The organism is Bradyrhizobium sp. BRP20 (assembly GCF_020194215.1).
Lineage (GTDB): Bacteria > Pseudomonadota > Alphaproteobacteria > Rhizobiales > Xanthobacteraceae > Bradyrhizobium > Bradyrhizobium yuanmingense.
In genome coordinates, this window is record NZ_JADYVY010000002.1 from 160,559 (window position 1) to 184,402 (window position 23,844).

At 64.8% G+C, this 23,844-nt stretch carries 24 protein-coding genes; 13 read left to right on the plus strand and 11 right to left on the minus strand.

The features are described 5' to 3' along the window. The first annotated feature begins 66 nt into the window (after positions 1-66). Entirely contained in the window at positions 67-786 is a 720-nt protein-coding gene (locus I6F33_RS05325) for an RraA family protein (RefSeq protein WP_036034447.1), read from the plus strand. Between the two features lie 117 nt (positions 787-903). Here I6F33_RS05325 and I6F33_RS05330 read toward each other — a convergent pair whose 3' ends face one another. Next, on the minus strand, positions 904-1,197 hold the full coding sequence (locus I6F33_RS05330) for a hypothetical protein (protein ID WP_036001448.1): 294 nt from the start codon (positions 1,195-1,197) through the stop codon (positions 904-906). Between the two features lie 296 nt (positions 1,198-1,493). Between I6F33_RS05330 and I6F33_RS05335 the strand changes: the two genes are divergently transcribed. The 7 genes from I6F33_RS05335 (at position 1,494) to I6F33_RS05365 (ending at position 10,076) form a co-directional block, all read left to right on the plus strand. After that, positions 1,494-2,267: a motility protein A gene (locus I6F33_RS05335; protein ID WP_036001447.1), complete on the plus strand. Its 774-nt coding sequence runs from the start codon at positions 1,494-1,496 to the stop codon at positions 2,265-2,267. Between the two features lie 23 nt (positions 2,268-2,290). Further along, positions 2,291-3,121: a flagellar motor protein MotB gene (locus I6F33_RS05340; RefSeq protein WP_036001445.1), complete on the plus strand. Its 831-nt coding sequence runs from the start codon at positions 2,291-2,293 to the stop codon at positions 3,119-3,121. 173 nt (positions 3,122-3,294) lie between these two features. Next, on the plus strand, positions 3,295-5,193 hold the full coding sequence (locus tag I6F33_RS05345; RefSeq protein WP_036001442.1) for a potassium transporter Kup: 1,899 nt from the start codon (positions 3,295-3,297) through the stop codon (positions 5,191-5,193). Between the two features lie 140 nt (positions 5,194-5,333). Then, complete coding sequence (locus tag I6F33_RS05350) at positions 5,334-7,268, plus strand: potassium transporter Kup (protein WP_225141434.1); 1,935 nt, start codon at positions 5,334-5,336, stop codon at positions 7,266-7,268. 173 nt (positions 7,269-7,441) lie between these two features. Next, positions 7,442-7,768, plus strand: a complete 327-nt coding sequence (locus I6F33_RS05355; RefSeq protein WP_036001486.1) for a rhodanese-like domain-containing protein — start codon at positions 7,442-7,444, stop codon at positions 7,766-7,768. 7 nt (positions 7,769-7,775) lie between these two features. Next, a complete protein-coding gene (locus tag I6F33_RS05360; RefSeq protein WP_042336240.1) occupies positions 7,776-8,957 on the plus strand; it encodes an aminotransferase in 1,182 nt (393 codons plus the stop codon). Between the two features lie 6 nt (positions 8,958-8,963). Further along, a complete protein-coding gene (locus I6F33_RS05365; protein ID WP_225141436.1) occupies positions 8,964-10,076 on the plus strand; it encodes a polyamine ABC transporter substrate-binding protein in 1,113 nt (370 codons plus the stop codon). A gap of 99 nt (positions 10,077-10,175) precedes the next feature. On the opposite strand, the gene I6F33_RS05370 is transcribed toward I6F33_RS05365, so the two are convergent. From I6F33_RS05370 to I6F33_RS05395, 6 genes are all read right to left on the minus strand, one after another. Next, on the minus strand, positions 10,176-11,108 hold the full coding sequence (locus I6F33_RS05370) for a lipid A biosynthesis lauroyl acyltransferase (protein ID WP_225141438.1): 933 nt from the start codon (positions 11,106-11,108) through the stop codon (positions 10,176-10,178). Positions 11,109-11,116: 8 nt separating this feature from the next. Then, complete coding sequence (locus I6F33_RS05375; RefSeq protein ID WP_036001392.1) at positions 11,117-12,394, minus strand: beta-ketoacyl-ACP synthase; 1,278 nt, start codon at positions 12,392-12,394, stop codon at positions 11,117-11,119. Between the two features lie 21 nt (positions 12,395-12,415). Then, the gene (locus tag I6F33_RS05380; RefSeq protein WP_225112806.1) at positions 12,416-13,621 is read right to left on the minus strand and encodes a beta-ketoacyl-ACP synthase; all 1,206 of its coding nucleotides are present in this window, start codon (positions 13,619-13,621) and stop codon (positions 12,416-12,418) included. Next, positions 13,618-14,088: a 3-hydroxyacyl-ACP dehydratase FabZ family protein gene (locus I6F33_RS05385; RefSeq protein WP_036001387.1), complete on the minus strand. Its 471-nt coding sequence runs from the start codon at positions 14,086-14,088 to the stop codon at positions 13,618-13,620. Before I6F33_RS05385 ends, I6F33_RS05380 begins: the two co-directional genes overlap by 4 nt. 10 nt (positions 14,089-14,098) lie before the next feature. Beyond that, complete coding sequence (locus I6F33_RS05390) at positions 14,099-14,386, minus strand: acyl carrier protein (protein WP_007592476.1); 288 nt, start codon at positions 14,384-14,386, stop codon at positions 14,099-14,101. Between the two features lie 234 nt (positions 14,387-14,620). Beyond that, the gene (locus I6F33_RS05395) at positions 14,621-14,962 is read right to left on the minus strand and encodes a hypothetical protein (protein ID WP_036001385.1); all 342 of its coding nucleotides are present in this window, start codon (positions 14,960-14,962) and stop codon (positions 14,621-14,623) included. Positions 14,963-15,286: 324 nt separating this feature from the next. Here I6F33_RS05395 and I6F33_RS05400 point away from each other — a divergent pair, with 324 nt between their 5' ends. Then, on the plus strand, positions 15,287-15,916 hold the full coding sequence (locus I6F33_RS05400) for a ParB-like protein (RefSeq protein ID WP_225112808.1): 630 nt from the start codon (positions 15,287-15,289) through the stop codon (positions 15,914-15,916). Between the two features lie 11 nt (positions 15,917-15,927). Here the strand turns inward: I6F33_RS05400 and I6F33_RS05405 are convergent, their stop codons facing one another. Then, on the minus strand, positions 15,928-16,083 hold the full coding sequence (locus I6F33_RS05405; RefSeq protein ID WP_165637160.1) for a hypothetical protein: 156 nt from the start codon (positions 16,081-16,083) through the stop codon (positions 15,928-15,930). A gap of 262 nt (positions 16,084-16,345) precedes the next feature. On the opposite strand from I6F33_RS05405, the gene I6F33_RS05410 reads away from it, so the two are divergent. The 3 genes from I6F33_RS05410 (at position 16,346) to I6F33_RS05420 (ending at position 19,440) form a co-directional block, all read left to right on the plus strand. Next, complete coding sequence (locus I6F33_RS05410) at positions 16,346-16,489, plus strand: hypothetical protein (protein WP_167361652.1); 144 nt, start codon at positions 16,346-16,348, stop codon at positions 16,487-16,489. A 234-nt stretch (positions 16,490-16,723) separates the two neighbouring features. Further along, a complete protein-coding gene (locus tag I6F33_RS05415; RefSeq protein ID WP_167361653.1) occupies positions 16,724-16,891 on the plus strand; it encodes a hypothetical protein in 168 nt (55 codons plus the stop codon). Next, positions 16,888-19,440, plus strand: a complete 2,553-nt coding sequence (locus I6F33_RS05420; protein ID WP_225141440.1) for a cation-translocating P-type ATPase — start codon at positions 16,888-16,890, stop codon at positions 19,438-19,440. Before I6F33_RS05415 ends, I6F33_RS05420 begins: the two co-directional genes overlap by 4 nt. Here I6F33_RS05420 and I6F33_RS05425 read toward each other — a convergent pair. The 3 genes from I6F33_RS05425 to I6F33_RS05435 all read right to left on the minus strand — a co-directional run bounded on the left by I6F33_RS05425 (position 19,437) and on the right by I6F33_RS05435 (position 22,485). After that, entirely contained in the window at positions 19,437-19,940 is a 504-nt protein-coding gene (locus tag I6F33_RS05425; RefSeq protein WP_036001373.1) for an MgtC/SapB family protein, read from the minus strand. The two genes, I6F33_RS05420 and I6F33_RS05425, sit on opposite strands and share 4 nt — an antisense overlap. 10 nt (positions 19,941-19,950) lie before the next feature. Then, a complete protein-coding gene (locus tag I6F33_RS05430) occupies positions 19,951-20,532 on the minus strand; it encodes a peroxidase-related enzyme (RefSeq protein WP_057029295.1) in 582 nt (193 codons plus the stop codon). Between the two features lie 213 nt (positions 20,533-20,745). Continuing rightward, positions 20,746-22,485 carry an ATP-binding protein gene (locus I6F33_RS05435; RefSeq protein WP_036001369.1) on the minus strand — a complete coding sequence of 580 codons (1,740 nt, stop codon included), beginning with the start codon at positions 22,483-22,485 and terminating at the stop codon, positions 20,746-20,748. Positions 22,486-22,854: 369 nt separating this feature from the next. On the opposite strand from I6F33_RS05435, the gene I6F33_RS05440 reads away from it, so the two are divergent. Then, a complete protein-coding gene (locus tag I6F33_RS05440) occupies positions 22,855-23,820 on the plus strand; it encodes a catechol 2,3-dioxygenase (RefSeq protein WP_225141443.1) in 966 nt (321 codons plus the stop codon). Positions 23,821-23,844: the final 24 nt, after the last annotated feature.

Below are 23,844 nucleotides of genomic sequence, written 5' to 3' on the forward strand. Positions count from 1 at the left end.
TCGGCTATATCGCCCTGTGCCGGCGGCATCGCGCAATCAATCGCCGCCAACCTGGGAGAGAACGCCGTGACCAATTCCGCGACCGGGCCGCTGCCCGCTTCCGTCCTCGAAGCGCTGGGCCGTTACGATACGCCGACGATCTGCAACGCCATGGAGATCGTGGCGCCCGAGCGGCGGCTGATCGGCTACACCACCAAGCAGCTGGTCTGTCCGTTTCCCGACCTGCCGCCGATCGTCGGCTATGCCCGCACGGTGACGATCCGCTCGGTTCTGAAATCATCGCTTCCGGCCGAGGAGCAGTCCAGGCGCCGAATCGCATATTACGAATATGTCGGCACCGGCCATGGCCCGCGCATCTCGGTGATCCAGGACATCGACGGACCCGACGTCGGCTATGGCGCGTTCTGGGGCGAGGTACAGAGCAACGTGCACAAGGCGCTCGGCTGCCTCGGCGTCATCACCGACGGCTCGATCCGCGACATCCCGCAATGGGCGCCCGGGTTCCAGGCGCTGGCCGGCTCGATCGGCCCGTCGCACGCCTGGGTGCACGCGGAAAGCTTTGGCGGCGAGGTGCGCGTCGCCGGCATGACCGTGAAGTCGGACGACCTCATCCACGCCGACCGGCATGGCGCCATCGTGATCCCGCTCGACCTTGCCGCAAAGCTGCCGGAGGCGGCCGAACTGTGCGGCCGCCGCGAGACGCCGATCCTGGAGATCGCCCGCAGTCCCGACTTCTCGCTCGAGAAGCTCAAGGCCGCGCTGAAGCGCTCTGCGGAGATCCATTGACGGCTGCTGGAGCGTGATCCGGAAAAGCGTGTAGCGGTTTTCCGAAAAGATCATGCTCAAACAATAACCTAAAGCGCGATGACGATTGATCCTAATCGCATCGCGCTTTAGGGCAATCTACGGCCCGGACGACGGCCGAATGCCGCCTTGCTCGGTCAGAAGCAGGGCGACTTGATCCGGTTCTCCGAGCACGGCGGCTGCGCATCCGATCAGGGTGAAGCCGCCGGCAAGGTCCCAGAGGGTGATATCGTCTGCGCTGTTGGCGCTGCGCATCAACCGCGCCGCGAGCACGGCGAAGGCGGCCTCGATAAAGAGCAGCACGCTGAACGCCGGAAGCACGAGTTCCGGCTCGAGCAGGTGGAACGCCAGCGCCGCGGGCAGCGCCGTGAGTAGACCGAATAGCATCAACATCGCGCTGGCTCCGCGATTGGCCCTGTCGCTAGCAGACACCAGCTGATCCCCGTCCACGATGTGGCGGAGGGCCGCAGCCGACGTGACGTGGTGGGCGCCTGCTTATGGTTAGCGAAAGGTTGAAATTCCTATCGCTGGACGGCAACCGGGACAAATTGCGGCGGCAGGCGGCACATCGTCGAGACTTAACCTTTACGCGCCTTTAAGGGCGGCGCTCTAGGGTCTGCGATGCGGTTCGGGGTTGAGCCGCGCCAGCGGCCAGGACGGCCGTTGTTGCGTAGGCGTTGGAGTCGATCATGGATATCGCAACACTTGTCGGCCTCGTCGCAGGCGCCATTGTTGTGTCGTCGCTGATCCTGATGGGCGGTACGTTCGGGATGTTCTACGACATCCACGCCGTCATCGTCATCTTCGGTGGCTCGTTCGCAGCGACGATGATCCGCTTTCCTTTGTCCGCGATGATCCACGGCGTGCCGCTGGGCGCGAAGTTTGCTTTCACCCTGAGCCGCCTGTCGGCTCACGACCTTGTCGACGAGCTCGCCCGCATCGCGGAAATCGCCCGCAAGCAGGGCCCGGTCGGACTCGAAAAGGTCGAGACCGACGAGCCCTTCCTCGCCAAGGGCATTCGCTATGTTGCCGACGGCTACGACCTCGATTTCATTCGCGACAATCTGGAGCGCGACCGGGACAACTTCCTGATGCACCTCGACGAAGGCAGCAAGATCTACCGCGCCGTCGGCGACTGCGCCCCGGCGTTCGGCATGATCGGCACGCTGCTTGGCATGGTGCAGATGTTCTCCAACATGTCGGATCCCTCCAAGCTCGGCCCGTTCATGGCCACCGCGCTGCTGGCGACCCTGTACGGCGCCGTTGTCGCCAACCTGATCTGCTTGCCGATCGCGGACAAGCTGCACGGCAAGCTGCTGGACGAAGAGACCAACCGCACCTTGATCATCGACGGCATCCTGATGATCCGCGACTCCAAGAGCCCGACCCTGGTGCGCGAAATGCTGCTGGCCTATCTGCCGGAGAAGCATCGTCACACCGAAGGCGAGCCGGTGCCGGCTTGAGGCCGCCGCCTGGATTTTGAGAGATGGCCAAGAAGAAGCGCGGCAATGCTCACGGTGGCGGCCACGGCTGGTTCGTGACCTTCGCCGACCTGATGGCGCTGCTGCTGGCGTTTTTCGTGATGCTGGTCGCGTTCTCCACGCAAGACGCCAACAAGCTGAAGATCGTCGCGGGCTCGATGCGCGAGGCGTTCGGCGTGCAGACTGAGGCGCGCTACTCCGGCATCGTCGAATCCGACGGCCTGCCGACGCGCCCGCGGCTCAAGAACGTCGACCACATCCAGCCGGAAGATGCCTCCAACACGCCGACGCCAGATCAGGAAGACCGCGAAAAGACCTCCGGCGCGAAGATCAAGGTCGACCGCAATTTCGCGCTGGCCGCAGCCTCGCTGCGCCAGGCGTTGCAGGACATGCCGGAACTGACCGAGATGTCCAAGCACATCATGTTCGAGGAGACCAAGCAGGGCCTGAACCTCGAGATCGTCGACCAGGACGGCCGCTCGATGTTCGCCGACGGCTCCAAGGTGCCCTATGACCGCACCCGCCGCCTGGTCGAGAAGCTCGCGATCCCGCTCAAGGCGACGCCGCTCCGCGTCTCCATCGCCGGCCACACCGCGGCGGGGTTCGTGCCGACCCGCAGCGACTATGGCGCCTTCGATCTGTCGGCCGATCGCGCCAACGCCGTGCGCCAGATCCTCGAGCGCCAGGGCCTGCCGCCGTCGCACATCTTCGCCGTCTCCGGCAAGGCCGATACCCAGCCGCTGTTTCCGGACGATCCCTCGCTGGCAGCCAACCGGCGGGTGACCATCACCTTGATGCGCGAAGATCCGCCGCTGCCGCCGAATCTGAGGCCGTAACCCCCTTGCGCTACCATCTTACCTGAGGCATGTCGTCGCGCGGGCGATGAGCGTGGCTGTGGCGTCACAGCATCCGGCTCGGCGCCTGCTATGATGGTGCGCCGATTGACAGGTGCACCGGAAGCGTCAAAAGGCGCCGGATCAATTTCAGGAACGAAGCGTTCTCCACCTTCATGACGGCGAGCATCACACAGGCCGAGACCCAGGACGGGCGGCCCACCGCAAGTTTTTGGGCCCTTACGCTCGGGAGTGTCGGCGTCGTCTTTGGCGATATCGGCACTTCGCCGCTCTATGCATTCCACGAGGCGGTCAAGGCCGCCGCCCATGGCGAGCCCGTCTCGCGCGTCATCGTGCTCGGCGTGCTCTCGCTGATCCTGTGGGCGCTCCTGATCGTCGTCACCGCCAAATATGTCCTCTTGCTGCTGCGCGCCGACAATAACGGGGAGGGCGGCACGCTCTCGCTGATGGCGCTCGGCCAGCGCGCGCTCGGGCGGCGAAGCTGGGTCCTGCTCGCGCTCGGCGTGATCGGCGCTTCGATGTTCATCGGCGATTCCATGATCACGCCGGCGATCTCGGTGCTCTCGGCGGTGCAGGGCCTCAAGCTCGCGACCCCCGCGCTCGAGCACTATGTCGTGCCGCTCACCGTGCTCATTCTGGTGCTGCTGTTCGCCGTGCAGAGCAAGGGAACCGCATTGGTCGCCTCGGCCTTCGGGCCGGTGATGGTGGTCTGGTTCACCGTCATCGCCGTGATGGGGGCTGTCCACATCGCCGACGATCCCACGGTGCTGGCGGCGATCAATCCGTACTATGCGGTGCAGTTCGTGCTGTCGCACGGTGTGATCGGCCTCGTGACGCTCGGCGCGGTGTTCCTGGCGGTGACGGGCGGAGAGGCGCTTTATGCCGATCTCGGCCATTTCGGCCGCAAGCCGATCCAGTCGGCCTGGATGTTTTTCGTGCTGCCGGCGCTTCTAGTCAACTATTTCGGGCAGGGTGCGCTGGTGCTGTCCGATCCCAGCGCGATCGAGCATTCGTTTTATCGCATGGTGCCCGAGAGCCTGGTCCTGCCGCTGGTCGGACTCGCGACGGCCGCAACCGTGATCGCGAGCCAGGCGGTGATCACCGGCGCCTATTCGCTGGTCCACCAGGCCGTGCAACTCGGGCTCCTGCCGCGTTTTGAGGTGCGTTACACCTCCGAATCCCATGCCGGCCAGATCTATCTGCCGCGCGTCAACCGCCTGCTGCTGATCGGCGTGATGCTGCTGGTGCTGCTGTTCCACACCCCCAGCAATCTGGCTTCCGCCTACGGTATTGCCGTCTCCACCACCATGGTCGCCGACGGCATCATGGGCTTCGTCGTGATCTGGAAGTTGTGGAACTGGCGCGCCGCGACGGCCGCAGCCGTGATCGTCCCCTTCGTCATCGTCGATTTGAGCTTCCTCAGCGCCAACCTGCTCAAGCTGCTCGAAGGTGCCTGGGTGCCGCTGCTGTTCGGCATCGTCATGGCAGGGACGATCTGGACCTGGCGCAAGGGCTCCGCAATCCTGATCCAGAAGACCCGCCGGATCGAGGTGCCATTGGACGATCTGATCCGCAGTTTGGAGAAGCGGCCACCGCACATCGTCAAGGGCACCGCGGTGTTCCTGACCAGCGATCCCGCGTTCGTGCCGACCGCGCTCCTGCACAATCTCAAGCACAACAAGGTGCTGCATGAGCACAACGTGATTCTGACCATCGAGACCGCGCAGACGCCTCGGGTCGATCTGTCGGAGCGGTTCAGGATGGAGAAGATCAGCGAAAAGTTCTCCAAGGTCCGCTTGCGCTTCGGTTTCATGGAGCAGCCGAACGTGCCGAAGGCGCTCGCCATCGCGCGCAAGCAGGGTTGGCAGTTCGACATCATGTCGACCTCGTTCTTCGTCTCGCGCAGGTCGCTGAAGGCCTCGGCACAGTCGGGCATGCCGCTCTGGCAGGATCATGTGTTCATCGCGCTGAGCCGGTCGGCCAACGATGCCACCGACTACTTCCAGATCCCCACCGGCCGCGTGGTCGAAGTCGGAACCCAGGTCACCATCTAGAATGCAACTGGCGAAGCCATGCAGATTTGCATGGCTATGGCCCGGAATCGGGCTAGGCCATGCCGGTGGCGCAGGACTATAAGCCGCGCGCTCTTCCGCCGTTGTGCAGTGAAGCATTGTAGAGGCCATCGGGCTCTCCCATGACAAGCGACGTAGCAGTTCCCGCCCCGGAAACGGTGGCGGCAAATGGGCATGGCGATGCCCATACCACCGCCGGTTTCGGCGCGCTGACGCTCGGCAGCATCGGCGTCGTTTACGGCGACATCGGCACCAGCCCGCTCTACGCGTTCCGCGAGGCGGTGATGGCGGCCTCGGGCGCGGACGGGTTGCCGACGCCGGCCGCCGTGCTCGGCGTGCTCTCCCTGATCCTGTGGGCGCTCATCGTGGTGGTGACGCTCAAATACGTCGTGATCCTGCTCCGCGCCGACAACAACGGCGAGGGCGGCACGCTTGCACTGATGGCGCTGGCCCAGCGGGCGGTTGGCACCGGCCGCGGCGGGGCCACCATCGTCCTGCTCGGCATCATTTCCGGAGCTTTGTTCTACGGCGATGCCGTGATCACGCCGGCGCTCTCCGTGCTGTCGGCGATCGAGGGCATGAAGGACGTCACGCTAAGGTTCGAGCCCTACATCGTTCCGCTGACGGTTGTGATCCTGGTCGGCCTGTTCGCCGTGCAGTCCCGCGGCACGGCGCGCGTTGCCGCCTTCTTCGGCCCGATCATGTGCGTCTGGTTCACGGTTCTGGCGGTGGCGGCGATCCCTCAGATCGCCCAGCAGCCGCAGGTGCTGCTTGCGCTCAACCCGCTCTACGCCGTGAACTTCATGCTGCACCATGGCATCGTCGGCTTCGTGACGCTGGGCGCGGTGTTCCTGGCGGTGACCGGCGCCGAGGCGCTCTATGCCGATCTCGGCCATTTCGGCAAGCGGCCGATCCAGACCGCGTGGCTTACCATCGTGCTGCCCTCGCTGGCGCTGAACTATCTGGGGCAGGGCGCGCTGGTGCTCGGCGACCCCGGCGCGATCGTGAGCCCGTTCTTTCAGCTGTTCCCGCAAGGCTTCGTCCGAGGCTGCATGGTCGTGCTCGCCACCATGGCGACCGTCATCGCGAGCCAGGCCGTCATCACCGGCGCCTATTCCCTGACGCGCCAGGCGATCCAGCTCGGGCTGCTGCCGCGCTTTGAAATTCGCCATACGTCGGAAGCCCATTCCGGCCAGATCTTCATTCCGCGCATCAACCAGCTGCTGCTGGTCGCGGTGGTGCTGCTGGTGCTGCTGTTCCGCTCGTCGAGCGCGCTTGCATCCGCCTATGGCATCTCCGTCACCGGTACCATGGTGGTCACGGCGATGATGGGCTTCGTCGTGGTCTGGAAGGGCTGGCGCTGGTCAGCGCTTGCCGCCGGGGCGCTGATTGCGCCGTTCCTGTTCCTCGATCTGACCTTCCTGAGCGCGAACCTGTTGAAGGTGTTCGAGGGCGGCTGGGTGCCGATGGCGCTCGGTGCGGTCATGATCATCTTGATGTACACATGGCGGCGCGGCAGCCGGCTGTTGTTCGAGAAATCGCGCAAGCTCGAGTTCCCGCTCGCCGATCTCGTGGCGATGCTGGAGAAGCGGCCGCCGCAGCGGGTGCCCGGCACTGCGGTGTTCCTGACCTCGGACCCGCTCAGCGCGCCGACCGCGCTGATGCATAGTCTGAAACACTACAAGGTGCTGCACGAGAAGAACGTCATTCTCACCATCGAGACCGCGCAGACCCCGCGGATCGATCCGGCCGAACGGGTGAAGCTGGAGCAGATTTCACCGACCTTCTCCAAGGTGACGCTGAAGTTCGGCTTCATGGAATCGCCCAACGTGCCGAAGGCGCTCGCGATCGCCCGCAAGCTGGGCTGGCAGTTCGACATCATGTCGACCTCGTTCTTCCTGTCGCGCAGGGCGCTCAAGCCCGCCGCCCATTCCGGCATGCCGCGCTGGCAGGACCGGCTGTTCATCTCGCTCAGCCGCTCCGCCAACGACGCCACCGACTATTTCCAGATCCCGTCCGGCCGTGTGGTCGAGGTCGGTACGCAGGTGACGATCTAGGGCAGCGACCTCAGGGCCTGGGATTCAAAGCGGACTTCAAGTCGCTGCGATTTAGCTTTAACTTGCGCCGCGCGGCTCAAGCCTTTGTGGCGCTTGATTTTCGTCTCCCGAGAGGCGAGGTTGCCGCCGGCCGGGATCACCCCGGCATGCGGCCCGCGACGTTGGAGGATGATGTGGCAAATCAAGTGCAGGATCTGACCCCGGACGAGGTCGCCAAGGGTGTCGCGGAAGGGCGTTATCTGCTCGTCGACGTCCGTGAGCCGAACGAGGTCGAGGCCGAGGCTTACCCTTACGGCGTCGTGGTTCCGCTCTCGACCTTCGATCCCAAGGCGATCCCCGATCCGCAAGGAAAGCAGGTCGTGTTCGCCTGCCGCTCGGGCAAGCGTTCGGTGACCGCCTCGCTGGCGGCGCAGGCGGCGGGCCTGCCTTACGACAAGCATCTGGCCGGCGGCATGCTGGGCTGGAAGGCGGCTGGGCTTCCCAGCAAGGTCGGTGGCTAACCGCGCAATGACGACCAAGAGCTCTTCGCTGAACAAGGTCTTCGCCGACCTTCCCGTCACCATCTTCGAGGCGATGTCGCAGGCCGCGCGCGACAACAATGCGATCAATCTCGGCCAGGGTTTTCCGGATGATCCCGGCCCCGAGGACATCCGCCGCGCCGCGGCCGAGGCTTCGCTGAACGGCTACAATCAGTACCCCTCGATGATGGGCCTGCCGGAGCTGCGCCAGGCGATTGCGACCCATTACGGCCATTGGCACGGCCTCAAGCTCGATCCGATGAGCGAAGTGATGGTGACCTCCGGCGGGACCGAGGCGCTGACCTCGGCGATCCTCGCGGTGGTCCAGCCCGGCGACGAAGTGGTCTGCTTCCAGCCGGTGTACGATTCCTATCTGCCGATCATCCGCCAGGCCGGCGGCATTCCGCGCTTGGTCCGGCTCGAGCCGCCGCACTGGCGGCTGAATGAGGACATGCTGAAAAGCGTGTTCAATTCAAAGACCAAGGCGGTGCTCTTCAACAACCCCTTAAATCCCAGCGCGGTGGTCTATCCGCGCGAGGACCTCGAGCTCTTGGCGCGCTATTGCCAGGAGTTCGACGTCATCGCGATCTGCGACGAGGTCTGGGAGCACGTCACCTTCGACGAGCACAAGCATATCCCGCTGATCACCATTCCCGGCATGCGCGAGCGCACCATCAAGGTCGGCTCGGCCGGCAAGATCTTCTCGCTGACGGGCTGGAAGATCGGCTTCGTCTGCGCGGCGCCACCGCTGCTCCGCGTCGCGGCCAAGGTGCACCAGTTCCTGACCTTCACCACCGCGCCGAACCTGCAGGCCGCGGTCGCCTATGGGCTCGGCAAGTCCGACGACTACTTCCTGTCGATGCGCAAGGACCTGACGCGGAGCAGGGACCGGCTGACCAAGGGACTGGAGAGCCTCGGCTTCCCCGTGCTGAAGTCGCAAGGCACCTACTTCCTCACCGTGGACCTGTCGCCGCTCGGGCTCAACGAGAGCGACACCGAGTTCTGCTGGCGCATCGTGAAGGACTATAAGGTCGCGGCGATCCCGGTCTCGGCGTTCTACGAGCAGGACCCGGTCACATCAGTGGTGCGCTTCTGCTTTGCCAAGAAGGACGAGACGCTCGACACCGCACTGGAGCGGCTGTCGGACGCGGTGCGTGGACGCAAGAGGTAGACAGAGATGACGAACGTCGGCCGCTCCGGCTTTGGCCTTGGTTTCGCGATCGCCGCCGCGCTGACGTTGCTCTCCGCTCCCGCAGGTGCCGAGGAGCGGGTCGTCAATTTCTACAACTGGTCCAACTACATGGCGCCTGACGTCCTTGAGGCCTTCACCAAGGAGACCGGCATCAAGGTCGTCTACGATACCTTCGACGCCAACGAGACGCTGGAGACGCGCCTGATGGCCGGCAAGTCCGGTTATGACGTCGTGGTGCCCACCGCTTATTTCCTGCAGCGCCAGATCAAGGCCAATATCTTCCAGAAGCTCGACAAGTCGAAGCTCCCGAACCTCGCCAATGCCTGGCCGGTGGTGACGCAGCGCCTCGCCACCTACGACCCCGGCAATGTCTACGCCGCCAACTACATGTGGGGCACGACGGGCATCGGCTACAACATCGCCAAAGTGAAGCAGATCCTTGGGGCTGATGCGAAGATCGACAGCTGGGACATCGTCTTCAAGCCGGAGAACCTCGCCAAGTTCAAGGACTGCGGCGTCCACATGCTCGACTCCGCCGACGACATCTTCCCGGCGGCGCTGAGCTGGCTCGGGCTCGATCCGAACTCGACCAAGCAGGCGGACCTGGAAAAGGCCGCCGATGCCGTGGCGAAAGTCCGCCCCTCCGTACGCAAGTTTCACTCGTCCGAATATCTAAGCGCGCTCGCCACCGGCGAGATCTGCTTCGTGGTCGGCTGGTCCGGTGACATCATGCAGGCCCGCGCCCGCGCCGCGGAAGCCAAAAGCGGCGTCGAGATCGGCTACACCATTCCGAAGGAGGGCGCGCAGATGTTCTTCGACAATCTCGCGATCCCCGCGGATGCCAAGAATGTTAGGGAAGCCTACGAGCTGATCAACTATCTCTATCGCCCGGACGTTGCCGCCAAGAACTCGGACTTCCTGTCCTACGCCAACGGCAACCTCGCCAGCCAGAAGCTAGTGGATCCAAAAATCCTGAACGACAAGAACATCTATCCGGACGAAGCGACGCTCGCAAAACTGTTCGTGATCACGGCGCGCGAGCCGGCCACGCAACGGATCATCAACCGGCTCTGGACGAAGGTGAAGACGGGGCGGTAGTAGCGCCTGTCATTGCGAGGAGCGAAGCGACGAAGCAACCCAGACTGCTTCCGTGGAACGATTCTGGATTGCTTCGCTGCGCTCGCAATGACGGAGTATTTACCGCCACCTTCTGTGCAGCCATAGCCACTGCTCGGGATGCTCGCGGACCCAGCTTTCCACGACGCTCGTGATCGCCTGCGTCGTGCCCTGGATGTCGATCTTGCCATCGGCATCGCGCACCGGCTGGATCTCTTCGGTGAGCTCGCCGCGGAAGCGGCCGTCGGGCAGGCGGATGATGCGCACGCCGTGGATCGGGCACTCGACCTGGCGCAAGAGGCGCGCCAGCATCGGATTGGCGCGGGTCTTGCGGCCGAAGAACGTGACCTCGACGCCGGCCGTCAGATACTGGTCGATCAGCATGGCGACGTGCTTGCCGTCCTTCAGCGCTTGCGCGAGCCGCAGCGGCGCGTCGCGGCCGGCCGGGATCAGCGTGCCCATGTTGACCTGGCGCATCTCCTGGATGATGCGATCGGCCGAGGCGATGTTCGGGCGGCGATAGAGAATCGCGGTGTCCAGGCCATGCGCGACCGCGGCGAGCGCCGGCAATTCCCAGTTCGCAAGATGTGCGGCGAAGATCAGCGCCGGCTTGCCGTCGTCGCGGACCTGGTCGAACAGCTCGATGCTGCGCGGGGAAATCTCGATGCGACTCTTCTCGGGGACATCGCGGGCGTAGTCCCAGACCTGGTCGATATGGGCGAACTCGGCGCCGACGCGGCCGAGATTGTCCCAGACGCCCATCAGGATCCGTTCGATCTCCTCCGGTGACTTCTCGGGGAAGGCGGCGGTGAGGTTGGCGCGGCCGATGCGGTGCTCGCGCAGGCGCGGCCCGATCAGCTTGACGGCACGCGCGAAGAAGTCCGAGGTCTTGGCCGGATCGAAATAGCGCGTGGTGCGCAGCATCGCGACAGTCGCGGCGCCGATCAGGCTGCCGCCGAGCGATTTGGCAGCCTCCCGCGCGCGGGCCTTCGTGCTCGCAGGAAGCAGCGCCATGCGTCCGGTCAGGCCGGTTCGCGGGTCAGGATCAGCGAAGCGTTCTGGCCGCCGAAGCCGAACGAGTTCGACATCACCGCGGTCACGCGAGCATCGCGCGCCTTGTTGCCGACGACGTCGAACAGGATCGTGGGATCCGGATTGTCGTAGTTGATGGTCGGCGGAATGCGCTGATGCTCGAGCGTGAGCAGCGAGAAGATCGCCTCGACTGCGCCGGCGGCAGAGATGGTGTGGCCGACCATCGACTTGTTGGAGGTGACCGGAATCTTCTGCGCGAGCTCGCCGAAAACGGCCGACGTCGTGTTGAACTCCATCTTGTCGTTCTCGGGCGTCGCGGTGCCGTGCGCGTTGATGTGGTCGATCTGATCCGGCGTCATGCCGGCATCGGCCAGCGTCTTGTTCATGCAGCCGATGATCGGCTTGCCGTCGGGCGAGGAGCGGGTGCGGTGGAAGGAATCGGTGAGCTCGCCGCAGCCGGCGATCACGCCGAGAATTTTTGCGCCGCGCGCGGTGGCGGCTTCATAGCTCTCCAACACCAGCGCGCCGGCGCCTTCCGCCATGACAAAACCGTCGCGGTTCTTGGAGAAGGGACGGGAGGCCGCCTGCGGCGGATCGTTCTGAGTCGACAGCGCCGAGAGCAGCGAGAAGCGCACCAGCGCTTCCGGGTTCACGGTGCCGTCGGTCGCGACGCAGAGCGCTGCGTCCGTCTCGCCGCGGCGGATCGCCTCGACGCCGAGCTGGATCGAGGTGGCTCCGGACGCGCACGCCGTCGACAGCGAGATCGGCGAGCCCTTGGTGCCGAAGGTCTCGGCAAGATAGGCGGCAACCGAGCCGAACATGAAGCGATGATGATAGGCGCTAAACTTGCCGCCGCCGGAGATGCGGAGCAGATCGTCATAGGTGATGTCTTGCTGGCCGACGGCGCGACCGAGCTCGCGACGCTGCGGCCATTCAACCTCGACCGGCGCCACCGCGAGGAAAAGCGGACCCGGGAAATCGGCCTTGGCGCCGATGCCGGCCTGCTCCAGCGCTTCCTGCGTCACCAGCTCGGCCATCCGCTCGGACAGAGCGGTGGAAGAGAACGGATCGGCGCTGACGAAATCGACCGTTCCGGCCATCGTGGTCTTGAGGCCGTCGATCGGAAAACGCGTGATCGTGCGGATACCGGATTCGCCGGCGACGAGCTTTGCCCAATTGTCGGATTTGCCGGCGCCGAGCGAGGTCATGATGCCCATGCCGGTGACGACGACGACGGGACGCCCGAGTTTGTCGCGTGGTGCAGTCATGTCGATCCCCGCTTGAGCTGATTAAATCGCCTCGACCAGCGCCATGCCTTCGCCGCGCCAGTGTCCGGCTCCCACCACCACGATCTGGGTGGGCGCGCCCTGCATTTCAATCTCGGTCCCCGTGGAATCATTCGGCGGGAACAGCGCGCCGCGCGAGATCGACAATGCGGCGAGGGCAATGCCGAGCGGGAATTGCGTTTCCATGGCGTGGCCGAACACCGTGCCGGTCGAGCGCACCGGAAAGTCGGCATGGTTCTTCAGGAAGTCGCGCTCGTCCGAGGTCGCAGGCTCCGCGCCGGTCGCCCCGGTGATGATCGCGCCCTTGCCCTCGCGCCTGGGCAGCTTGTCCCACAGTTTCTCGAGCGTCGCGGTCATGTCGCCGGGCTGCTTGCGTTTGGCGAGGTCGGCGACGACGCTCGACAGCTTTGCGAACGGCTTGGCGCCGCGCGCTTCCGCATGCGCCTTCGATTCCAGCACCAGGAAGGCGCCGGCCGAGCCGAGCGCGAAGCCGGGATGGTCCTTGCGCGCCCACACGGGCGCGAACTTGTCCTTCAGGTTGAAGTCGCCGAACTCGTAGAGGACGAGCAAGTCCTTGCGCTCGCCGTTGTACGAGCCGCCGACCAGCGCGATGTCGCTCTCGCCCGAGGCGATGCGCGCGAGCGCGATGCGGGCGGCGTCGGCGCCGGCGACCTCTTCGCCCATGAAGGTGCGCGAGGTGCCACCCAGACCGTGCACGATGGCGATGTTGCCGGCGAGCAGGTTGGAGAGCTGGGCCAGGAACAGCGTCGGCCTGAGATCGCTCATCAGCCGTTCGTTGAGGAAGCCCGGCGCGTTAGCGCCCTTGGCCTCGGCGGTGAGAATGCCGCTGTCGACGTTGATGTCGCGCTCTCCGCCGCCGGCGGCGACGACCATGTCGATCTTCGACAGGATGTCCTTGTTGCCTTTGATGCCGGCAGAATCGAGCGCAAGACCGGCGGCATAGGTGCCGATGCGCTGCCAAGCTTCCATCTGGCGCTGGTCGCCCTTCTTCGGGATCTGGCTGTCGAAGGATACCGGCATCAAGGGATGCACGATGTAGGGCGCAAAGCCCTTCTCGTCGACATTGATGCGCTTCTCGGAAAGCGCGGCCCAATTGGCATCGAGGCCCTCGCCGAGCGAGGTGGCGAGTCCAATGCCGGTGATCCAGACCTCGGTCTGGCCCGGCTTCAAAGCGGGAGTGTCAGTCATGACGATACGGCCTGTTGCGGAAAGCCGACGCGCTCGGCGACCTTCGCCATGTATCCGCGCATATCCGCATTGGGGAAGGGAATCAGCGTGAAGGTCAGCGCCGAATTGGCGCGCAGCTTGCCGCCGACCCGGATCTTGGCCTCGGTCATGGCATAGCCGGAGCCTTCATGGGTGAGGCTCGCCTCGATGCTCATGAGGTCGCCGGGGAAGACCGAGCCGCGGACCTTGGCCTCCTTCACGGCGGCCAGGATCGGCATGCGTTCGAATCGGAACACGCCGAGTTGAAGCCAGCCCGAGGCCTGCGCCATCGATTCGATCAGGAGCACGCCGGGCATCAAGGGATAACCCGGGAAGTGCCCCTCGAAGATGGTGCTTTCCTGCGGGACCTGCGCTTCGACGACGATCGTCTTCTCGTCGACCTTGAGGTCGACGATGCGATCGATCATGTGGAAGTATTCGAGTTGCATGACTGCGCCCTTAGGCGCTCGCGCCCTTGGCCGCAACCAATTCGTCGATGCGGGCGCACAGGTTCTTCAGCACGAAATATTGCTCGGTGGTCGCCTTGCCGTCGTTGACCTCCTGAGTCCACTTCTCCAGCGGCAGCTTGATGCCGAACTGCTTGTCGATCGCGAAGGCGATATCGAGGAAATCGAGGCTGTCGATGCCGAGGTCATCGATGGCATGGCTATCCGGCGTGATCGTGTCGCGCGGGATGTCGCAGGTTTCAGCGATGATCGTGGCGACCTGATCGAATGTGGAGGACATCACTAAGCCTTTGATATATTGTAGGTATTTGTCAGATTGTCCAGAGTGGCACGGTGGCTGGGCATCGCGCCCCTGATGACGCCCTCAAACCCCCCTCTGGCCGGGTCGAAAGCCCGTATATCGGAGCGCCGCCCTGAGTTCAATGGAGCCGGGCAGGCGCCGGGGGACAGCACCGGAGGCGGCTGGGGATGCCCGCTGGACCCTTCCGCCGCGAGGTCCGTGCCGGGCCGGGCCTTAAATATGCGGCGTCGTGATCTTGACGCAGTCGCGGCGACCCATCAGCACGCAATCCTGGGTCCGGCGCAGGTCGGCGATGCTGACCGCGAGCCAGATCCCGATCGCCGTCAGCGCGATGGTGAAGGCGAGCGCTGCGATGTTGGCAAGCATGCGCTGCCGGTAATTGTCGGGCTCGGCACGCGGCTGCTCGTAGCGTGACAGGTCCAGCCGTTCGGGCGTGCCGCGGAGCGGTTGCACGGAGCCATTGCCGCGCTGGACCCTTGGAGAAGGCGGGGTGCGCGGCCTGAACTGGAGCACCCGGTGCTCCTCATCAGAGCTTATGGGCCGCTGATTGTTCATGGGGCGGGGATCACTCCGAAGCAGCGATCTAGATAGCATAGGTGAGGCACGCGTTGCAGTAAATCTTTGCAATGCCAGGATGCATTTGTGCGTTCGTACTATTTTGCGCATGGACCGGTGTGCCGCGATCCAGCAACGGGCCATCGTGTCCGTCGCGAGCGTTGCGCTGCAACGCGGGCATAGCGACAGCCATTGAGGACGTCTTTTTTACCGGTCGGCATCGACTTGTGATCTGCGCGTCTTCCGAACGGATTTTGCCACCGCGGGACCCGTGGCATAGTCGCGGGAACCCGAACCGTTCGTTGCTGCCAGGGGCCTTCGATCATGACCACGACCAACGCGCGCGAGCCGAGAGTGCATCCGGTTCCGATCCTGTCGCTCCGGCCGACGCAGATGACGGTCGGCATGCGCGAGGTCAAGGAGAAGCGCAAGCGCTGGCGCGAGCATGGCAAGAAGAAGCAGGCGGATCTGCTCGGCAAGCACATGATCCCCGTCGTTTACGGCCCCGACGCGCGCTACTACGTGATCGACCATCATCACCTCGGCCGCGCGCTGCACGATGAAGGCGTCAAGGAAGTGCTGGTGACCGTCGTCGGCGATCTCAGGATGGTGGAGCGCGAGGCGTTCTGGGGCGTCATGGACAACAAGCGCTGGGTCTATCCTTACGACGCCAAGGGTGAGCGGCGCTCGTTCCGCGACCTGCCGAAATCGGTGGCCGACCTCAAGGACGATCCGTTCCGCAGTCTTGCCGGCGAATTGCGCCGCATGGGCGGCTTCGCCAAGGACACCACACCGTTCTCCGAATTCCTGTGGGCCGACTTCCTGCGCCGGCAGGTCTCGCGCAAGGCGGTGGAGGCCGATTTCGATAATGCGCTGGAGAAGGCGATGGCCGCGGCCAGAAGCAAGAATGCGATCTATCTGCCCGGCTGGTGCGGCCCGGCGGACGACGACTGAGGGTATTCACGTCAGTCGCGCTGGAAGATCCTGGCGCCGGGATAGGCGCGGCGGGCGTAAGTTACCACCAGCGCGCGGTCCTGGGTATCCAGGAAGGGCGTTCGGATCTGGCTCGATCCGACGATGAGGTGCCACAGGCCATTGAGCTTCTGGATCACGATCTTCATTTGCGTAGTCCTCGATGACTCCCATTTCACGAATGTTGCTCGTCACCGCAGTGCCTAGGATAGCGCTCGCGGGTATCAAATTCCCAATACGGCCGGCGCTGCAAAACACGTCCACCCTTGTTAGTTGGTTACGGAATGTGCCGAGATAAGCCGGATCTCATCACAGCCGCTTGAGCGAAATCAATTTCCGCGCCCACGAAACCGTCCTGAAACAGAGCCGTCCCATCTCTATGGGGTAGTCGAGCTCACACAGGAGGCGAACATGCGCCGTCTGGCTTTCGTAGTTGGCTTGCTCGCGGTCGCTTCGGCGGGAATCTCTGCATCCTTCGCCGCAGTCCACCACGCCAAGACGTTGACGTTCGCGGAGCGCTTTGCTCCGGCGCTCGAGCTGATGGCGAAGCGCTAGCCGCATACGCCTCGCAGCCGTGAGCGATGCAGCGGCTGTTCGCTGCTGGGCGGACATCACGTCGCAGTCGCCGACCGATGATGGCCGGGTCAGGCTTGACCTGTCGCAAACCTGCCTCGCCCTGACCGGCTAAGGTCTGCCAGCATGGTTGCAGAGACAGCGTTGCGCCCCGATGGGAGGGCCCCGGGCTCCAAGTCATGCAGATCTTGTCATGCAGATCTTGGAGGCACGACCATGAGCGTCATCTTTCGCATCCTCTTTGTCCTCGCCGGCGCGATCACGGCGCTGTTCGTTGCGCGTGACGCGCTGAACTTCACCATCATCCAGACTTTCGTCGCCGTCCTGCTCGCCACCGCAATCGTCGGTGCCGGCAGCTTCTGGAGCCTGCGGCGGAAACCGTGAGCGAGGTGCAACGCGGAGGTGCGGCCGGTCTGAGTGAGACCGAGGCGCGGGCGAGGCTCGCGGCAGACGGCCCCAACGAACTGCCTCGGCCGGAACGACGCAGTCCGCTGCGTATCGTGGTGGAAGTGCTGCGCGAGCCGATGCTGCTGCTGCTGCTCTGCGGCGGGCTGATCTACCTCGTGCTCGGCGATCTCAAGGAGGCGGTGATTCTGCTGGCGTTCGGGGCGATGTCCATCGTCATCACGGTGGTGCAGGAAACCCGAACCGAACGCGTGCTGGAAGCCTTGCGCGACCTGACCAGCCCGCGGGCGCTGGTGGTGCGTGACGGTGCGCGCCGGCCAATTGCCGGCCGCGAGGTCGTGCAGGGCGACCTTCTCGTCCTCGGTGAAGGCGATCGCGTTCCCGCCGACGCCGCGCTCGTCGAAGCGCGGGACCTGCAGATCGACGAGTCCCTGCTGACGGGCGAGTCGGTACCCGTCCGCAAGAAGACCGCCGACAAGATCACAGCGGCCGCTCACCGGCCCGGCGGCGAGGATCAGCCATTCGTGTATTCCGGCTCGCTCGTCGTGCGCGGCGAGGGGCTGGCGCTGGTCGAGGCCACCGGGCCGCGCAGCGAGATCGGGAAGATCGGGCTGTCGCTTCGCGGCTTGCAGGCCGAGCCGCCGCGGCTTCAGCAACAGACCGCAAGGCTGGTGCGGCTCTGCTTCCTCGGCGGCACCATCATCAGCCTGGCCGCGATTGTGCTCTACGGCGTCTCGCGCGGCGACTGGCTGCAGGCGCTGCTGGCAGGCGTCGCCATCGGCATGTCGATGCTTCCGGAAGAATTCGGTGTCGTGCTCACGGTGTTCATGGCCATGGGTGCGTGGCGGATTTCGCAGGCCCGCGTCCTGACGCGGCGCGCCGCCGCCATCGAGGTCCTCGGCTCAGCAACAGTCCTGTGCACCGACAAGACCGGAACGCTGACGCAGAATCAGATGTCGGTCGCCGAGCTGCGCCTGCTGGACGGCGCGCGCCTGCGCGCGGAGGCGTCCGGACCGGATCAGGTCGGGCGCGAATTCGCAGAGCTGGCGCGCTGCGGGGCACTGGCAAGCTCTCCGGAGCCGTTCGATCCGATGGAGAAGGCGCTGCATTCGTTCGCGCGTGGTGTCCTGCGGGACGGCGACGCGATGGATGGCGAGCGGACGCTGGTGCGCACCTATGGTCTGCGCCCCGAGCTGCTGGCCATGACCCAGGTTTGGCGGACAGCCGGAGGGGCGGACCTCGTCGCATGCGCCAAGGGCGCGCCGGAAGCGATTGCGCGCCTGTGCAGGCTGAACGAGGCCGATCGGGAGGCCGTGCAAGCTGCCGTCGGGGCCATGGCGAAGGACGGGCTCCGGGTGCTGGGGATGGCGGTTGCCGTTTGCGATGAGGCTTCCCTGCCGGCATCCCAGGAGGCTTTTGTATTTCGCTTCGTCGGCCTGGTCGGGCTTGCCGATCCATTGCGGCCTCATGTTCCGGAGGCGGTTCGCGAATGCCGTTCGGCCGGCATCCGCGTCATCATGATCACGGGCGACTATCCGGCGACCGCCATGGCGATCGCCGCGCAAGCCGGGCTCGACGTCGATGAGGTCGCGACCGGGGAGCAGGTCAAGCTCGCTGACGACCGCGAGATCGAGGCACTCGTCAGGAAGGTGAACGTCTTCGCGCGGGTTCTGCCGGAGCAGAAGCTGCGGATCGTGCAGGCGCTGAAGCGCAGCGGCGAGATCGTCGCGATGACGGGCGACGGCGTCAACGACGCGCCGTCGCTGAAGGCCGCCCATATCGGAATCGCGATGGGTGGCCGCGGCACCGACGTCGCTCGCGAGGCATCCTCGATCGTCCTGCTCGACGACGACTTCAGCTCCATCGTCGCATCCATCCGCCTCGGTCGCCGGATCTACGACAATCTGCGCAAGGCCATGGCCTTTATCTTTGCCGTCCACGTGCCGATCGCGGGTCTTGCGCTGCTTCCCCTGGTGTTCGGGCTGCCGCTGGTGCTCGGCCCGGTGCACATCGCCTTTCTGGAGCTGATCATCGATCCCGTCTGCTCGCTGGTGTTCGAGGCCGAGCGGGAGGAGCGCGACGTCATGAAGCGTCCGCCGCGGCGTGCCGATGCGGAGCTGTTCTCGTGGCCCCTGATCGCCTGGAGCGTTCTGCAAGGCACGATGGCCTTCGCCTTGATCGCCGTGATCTTCGTCGCAGCGCTTCGTTCCGGCCTTCCGCCCGAGGAGGCTCGCACCCTCGCATTCATCGCGCTCGTCGTCTGCGTCCTCGCGCTGGTGCTGGTCAATCGATCCTTCAGCGCATCCTTCTTGTCTGCCTTCTTCCGTCCGAACGCGGCATTGCTCTGGATCTTCCTCTTGATTGCGCTCGTTCTCGCCACAGCCTTGTTCTGGCCGCCGGCCTCCGGCCTGTTTCGCTTCGGTCCGCTGCATGTTGACGATCTGATGATCACGCTCGGCGCGGGAGTGCTGGTGCTCACGGCGCTCGAACTGCTGAAGCCGTTTTGGGGCCGACGGTTGCGATTCTAATCGCTCTCCCGCTGACCCGAGCTCGGCGAGGTCTCCGTCCGCTGAGGATCTTCCTTGCCGCCAAGCATACGATGCAGCCGGCGCTCGAGGCGGCGGCCAATCGTCAGCAGCACGAAGGCCAGCGCCAGGGCGACGACGACGATCTTCCATTGTCCAGCGCCGCAGACGATGCCGAGGCAGGCGGCAAGGAAAGTGCAGGCGGCGCTGGTGAGGCCTCGAACGCGAAACCCGGTGCTTTGGTGCACGATGACGCCGGCGCCGAGAAAGCCGATGCCGGTGAGGATGCCCTGGATGACACGGCTGGCGGCGTCGACGACCCTGGCCGGTTCGGCGAGCTGCAATGCGAGCAGAACCACGCTCGCGGTGGAGAGCCCGACGATGCCGAGCGTCTTCAGCCCGATCGGCTTGCCGTGCAGGTCGCGGTTGAGGCCGATCGCGCCGCCGGCAAGCGTGGCCGTGCCGAGGCGCAGCAGGATTTCGGGCCAATCGAGCTCGGTCATGGCGCCTCGACTACGTCTTCGGCAGGCGGCCCATCAGATAGAACTCCTCGTTCGGCCGCATGCCCGTGAAATTCGCCAGCCGGTTCGACAGCGCGAAGAAGGCGGAGATCGCGGCGATGTCCCAGATGTCGTCGTCGCTGAAGCCGTGCGGCGCGAGCGCTACGAAATCATCCTCGGAAATCCGCTGCGCGTCTGCCGAGACCTTCATGGCGAAATCGAGCATCGCCTTCTGCCGCGGCGTGATATCGGCCTTGCGGTAGTTGATCGCGACCTGGTCGGCGATCACAGGGTTCTTGGCGCGGATGCGCAGGATCGCGCCATGGGCGATCACGCAATATTGGCACTGGTTGGCCGCCGACGTCGCCACCACGATCATCTCGCGCTCGGCCTTGGTGAGGCCGCCGTCTTTCTCCATCAGCGCGTCGTGATAGGCGAAGAAGGCGCGGAACTCGTCGGGGCGATAGGCCAGCGTCAGGAACACGTTCGGGACGAAGCCGCTCTTCTCCTGCACGGCAAGGAGGCGCGTGCGAATGTCGTCGGGCAGGGTGTCGAGGGCGGGTGCGGGAAAGCGTTGCGCGGCGGTCTTTGTCATGGGCATGGTTCCAGCTTGGGGCGGGAACCATAGTCGATGCGTGGGGCGGGCTCAATCTGCCGGTCCGAAGCGGCCGCGACGAAGGTGTCAGGTGGGAACGACGTTCCATCCTCCGTCATTGCGAGCGCAGCGAAGCAATCCAGAGTCCCCCCGGCGGAAAGACTCTGGATTGCTTCGCTGCGCTCGCAATGACGATGTGGATGGAGCGAAGCCTTACCGCAGCGGCTTCTTCAGCAGCGAGAAGCGGTCCGGATCGAGGCCCATCGAGGGCTGCAGCATCGGGGCTTCGACGCTGGACATCGTCTTCGCGGGCGGTGCCGAGAACACGGGGTCGTTCGGCACGTCGCGCTGCGAGGTGGCGCCGCGCCAGCGTTCGAGCACGGCGCTGACGAAATGCATGTCGTGGCCGGAGGTGACGGAGGGCACGCTCGAGATGGTGGCCTCGCCGCGCGGCAATTGGTGCGGCGGCACCTCCTTGAAGCGCAAGCGGGTCGGCAGCGCCACGCCTTCGCCGAACGCCAGCACCTCGCGGGTGCCGAGCGACGGCACGAAGGAGAGCAGGTTCGCGGCGGCGTCCGACACGGCGGCGCGCAGCAGCGCCTGGTCGCGGTCGTTGGCGAGACGCATCGTGAACAGCGTGTTGCACTGGGAGATGATGGTGGCGTCGAGCTCGGCCGGGCGCTGGGTGATGAGCCCGAGATAGACGCCGTATTTGCGCCCTTCCTTGGCGATGCGCGACACCGCCTTGCGGGTCGGGCCGAAGCCGATGTTGCGATCGGCGGAGGCATAGCGGTGCGCCTCCTCGCAGACGAACAGCAGCGGCGAGACGCCGTCGCTCCACAGGCCGAAATCGAAGGCCATGCGGCAGAGCACCGAGACGACGGAATCGATCACCTCCGCCGGAAAGCCGGCGAGCTGCATCACCGTCATCGGCTTGCCGTTGGCGGGCAGGCGGAACAGATGGCTGATGACTTCGGCCATGGTGTCGCCGCCGACATTGGCGTTGTCGAACATGAAGGCGTAGCGCGGGTCGTTGCGCACGGCCTCGATGCGCGAGATCAGCTTGTGATAGATGATGCGCGAGGAGCGGTTCTCGAGCTTGCCCATCCGCTCGTCGATCAGCGACAACAGGTCGACCAGGCGATAGGGCACAGGCGTATCGACGGTATAGCCGATCTGCTTGGGATCGATGCGCTTGAGGCCGATGCGGTCGGCGTTCTGGTACTGGGTGTAGACGCCTTTGGCGAGCGGGATCACCTCGGCGAGGATGTCGAGCTCTTCCGGCACGCCGGCGCGGCCGCCGAACAGCACGTCGACGATTTCCTCGAAGTTGAACAGCCAGAACGGCAGCTTCAGGTTTCGCGGGTTGAGCACCAGCGCGCGGTCGCCGAAGCAGCGGCCATATTCGTTGTGCACGTCGAGCAGGAAGATGCGCAGGTTCGGCCGCGCCTTCAGGATCTCGTTGAGCAGCAGCGAGACGCCGGTCGATTTACCGACGCCGGTCGATCCCAGCACGGCAAAATGCTTGGACAGCATTTCCTCGACGTCGACATAGGCGATGACCGAGCGGTCCTGCTGCAGGAAGCCGACATTGATCTGGTCCGAGCCGGTCGGCGCGTAGATCGTGCGCAGCTCCTGGCTCGTGATCAGGTCGACGGCATCGCCGATGGTCGGATAGTTGGTGACGCCGCGCTGAAATTTGGCCTTGTCCGCGGCATTGAGGATCTCGCCGAGCAGGTCGACTGAGGCGATGGCAATGTAATTGTCGGAGCTCGACAGATTTTCGCAGGAGACCTCCGTGATCATCGCAACGATGACCGAGCTGGCGCAGCGAATGCTGACGAACCGGCCGACGGTGGCCCGCACCTCCGAGATCGGCATCCGGCTTTCCGCCAGAAGCCCAACCCGGGCGAGCGATCCGCGAACCGAAATCACGCGTCCAAAGGATGTCACGATGAATGAACCTGGCAAGAGCAAGGGGAGTTGCCCGGACTATGCGCGGCCGTCGCTGCACAAACGGTTAAACGCCGGACGCGCCGGCTCCGTTAAATCCGCGGTAATTCGGTCGGGAGCCTCGCCGCCAATGCCTGCTTATTGGCAAAATCGCCGGGAAAATGCTGCATTTTCCGGACCTTTCAGGTGAGATGGTCCTTAAGGAAGAGTTTACCATTCGGGCAGGCTGCCCGTCTCGTCCGGAGGCCGGCGGTCAGGCGCCGATCGCAGCAGGATACCGGCTGCTTTGTTGACTGGACCTAATGATTTGTACATTAGTACAAATGAGGCGCCGCGCCGAAAGCCCCGCGTCCGATCCAGGAGGAAAACATGCAGCCCGAACCGATCCTCGACCTTGCCCACCTCGGCCACATGGAGCTGCTGACGCCGAAGCCCGACGAGAGCCTGAAGTTCTTCGTCGATGTCATGGGCATGACCGTCAGCGGACAGAAGGGCGAGTCGGTCTATTTGCGCGGCTGGGACGATTACGAGCGCTATTCGCTCAAGCTCACGGCGTCGAAGACCTCGGGCATGGGCCACATGGCGCTCCGTGCGCGCAGCCAGCAGGCGCTGGAGCGGCGCGTCGCCGCGCTGAAGGGATCCGGCTTCGACATCGGCTGGATCGACGGCGACATGGGGCAGGGGCCGACCTTCCGCTGCCGCGACCCCGATGGCCACATCGTCGAGCTCTATTACGAGACCGAATGGTATCAGGCGCCGCCGGAGCTCAAGCCCGCACTAAAGAACCAGGCGCAGCGCTTTCCGGCGCGCGGCGCCAACGTCCGTCGGCTCGATCATCTCAATTGCCTCGCCGTCGACATCAAGGCCAACCGCGAGTTCTTCGAGAATTACCTCGGCTGCCGCCTCACCGAGCAGATCGTGCTCAACGACGGCCGTGAGGCGGCGATGTGGCTGACGATGTCGAACAAGAGCTACGACTTTGCCTATTCGCTCGATCATTCGGGCGTGCCGGGCCGCTTCCACCACGTCACCTACGCGCTCGACAGCCGTGAGGAGATTCTGCGCGCCGCCGACATTTTTCTAGAGAACGGCGTGCACATCGAGACCGGCCCGCACAAGCACGCGATCCAGCAGACCTTCTTCCTCTATGTCTATGAGCCCGGCGGCAACCGCGTCGAAGTCGCCAATGCCGGCGCGCGCCTCATTCTCGCGCCCGACTGGAAGCCGATCGTGTGGACCGAGGAGGAGCGCAAGAAGGGCCAGGCCTGGGGATTGAAGACGATCGAGTCCTTCCACACCCACGGCACGCCGCCGGTGGAGGTGAAGCACGACTAGCGTATTCACGCAGTGTCATTCCGG